Below are 1458 nucleotides of genomic sequence, written 5' to 3'. Positions count from 1 at the left end.
TTTGATTTTCGAAGAGTATTAGAATTATAAAAAACGAGCACTTTCGTACTCGTTCTCTCTGTAGAAACTACTGATTAAAGTGAGTTTACGTCAACTTTGATACCAACACCTTGAGTAGTTGTGATCGTCAAGTTTGTTACGTAAGTTCCTTTAGCTGTAGCTGGTTTTGCTTTTTGGATTGTTTCGTTGAAAGCTTTGAAGTTTTCAACCAATTTTTCAGCTTCAAATGATACTTTACCGATGATTGCTTGAACGTTACCTGCACGGTCAGCACGGTAAGTGATTTTACCACCTTTAGACTCTTCAACTGCTTTAGCAACATCCATTGTTACAGTACCAGTTTTAGGGTTTGGCATCAAGTTACGTGGTCCAAGGACACGTCCAAGACGTCCAACAAGAGCCATCATGTCAGGTGTTGCGATAACTACGTCGAAGTCCAACCAACCGTCGTTGATTTTAGCAACAAGGTCATCTTCACCAACAAAGTCTGCACCAGCAGCTTTTGCTTCTTCAGCTTTTGCACCACGTGCGAAAACAAGAACGCGTGAAGTTTTACCAGTACCGTTTGGCAATACCATTGCTCCACGGATTTGTTGGTCAGCTTTTTTAACGTCGATGTTCAAGTTGTAAGCAACTTCTACAGTTGCGTCAAATTTTGCAAAGTTAGTTTCTTTTGCAAGTGCTACAGCTTCTTCTACGCTGTATGCTTTTGTGCTGTCGATTTTCTCAAGAGCAGCACGAAGTTGTTTGCTTTTTTTAGCCATTTTCTATTCTCCTTGTAAGTGGTTCAATCGATTTTCATCTCCCACGTCACTTCTCGAAATGATGAAGTCTTGCGGGTTATATTGGGGTGTTATTGATTAGTCAACAACAGTGAATCCCATAGAACGAGCAGTACCTTCGATCATACGCATTGCAGACTCAACGTTTGCTGCGTTCAAATCTGGCATCTTAGTTTCTGCAATTTCTTGTACTTGTGCACGAGTAACTGTAGCAACTTTAGTTTTGTTAGGTGTACCTGATCCTTTTTCAACACCTGCAGCTTTTTTCAAAAGAACAGCAGCTGGTGGTGTTTTAGTGATGAAAGTAAATGATTTATCTTCGTAAACTGAGATAACAACTGGAATGATCATACCAGCTTGGTCAGCTGTACGAGCGTTGAACTCTTTTGTGAATCCCATGATGTTGATACCAGCTTGACCAAGAGCAGGTCCAACCGGTGGAGCTGGTGTAGCTTTACCAGCAGGGATTTGCAATTTTACAAGTTTTTCGACTTTTTTAGCCATTTTAAAATCCTCCTTTGTGGTTTTGGCGGTAATTAGAGATTTTTACCTCCCACAAGTATGCTTTTCACATACCCATCTATTATACACTATTTATCTAGAATTGCAAGAGAAAAGTTTATTTTTAATACTCAATGAAAATCAAAGAGCAAACTAGAAAGCTAGCCGCAGGCTG

The 1458-nt window shown here is 40.0% G+C and carries 2 protein-coding genes; both read right to left on the bottom strand.

Going from position 1 to position 1458, the window contains the following annotated elements; all coding sequences use genetic code 11:
* Positions 1 to 74 precede the first annotated feature (74 nt).
* On the bottom strand, positions 75 to 764 hold the full coding sequence (rplA, locus tag SMSK597_RS05330) for a 50S ribosomal protein L1 (RefSeq protein ID WP_001085675.1): 690 nt from the start codon (positions 762 to 764) through the stop codon (positions 75 to 77).
* A 96-nt stretch (positions 765 to 860) separates the two neighbouring features.
* Positions 861 to 1286, bottom strand: a complete 426-nt coding sequence (gene rplK / locus SMSK597_RS05325; protein WP_001085807.1) for a 50S ribosomal protein L11 — start codon at positions 1284 to 1286, stop codon at positions 861 to 863.
* Positions 1287 to 1458 lie beyond the last annotated feature (172 nt).

It is taken from the genome of Streptococcus mitis SK597 (assembly GCF_000148545.1).
GTDB classification, from domain to species: Bacteria; Bacillota; Bacilli; order Lactobacillales; family Streptococcaceae; genus Streptococcus; species Streptococcus mitis_C.
The sequence above is the reverse complement of the archived record's forward strand: the minus strand, read 5'-3'. Positions and strand labels throughout refer to the sequence as shown.

Bases quoted from the DNA above. Each gene is read 5' to 3' on its own strand.
- rplA (WP_001085675.1), bottom strand. From the start codon at position 764: ATGGCTAAAAAAAGCAAACAACTTCGTGCTGCTCTTGAGAAAATCGAC.
- rplK (WP_001085807.1), bottom strand. From the start codon at position 1,286: ATGGCTAAAAAAGTCGAAAAACTTGTAAAATTGCAAATCCCTGCTGGT.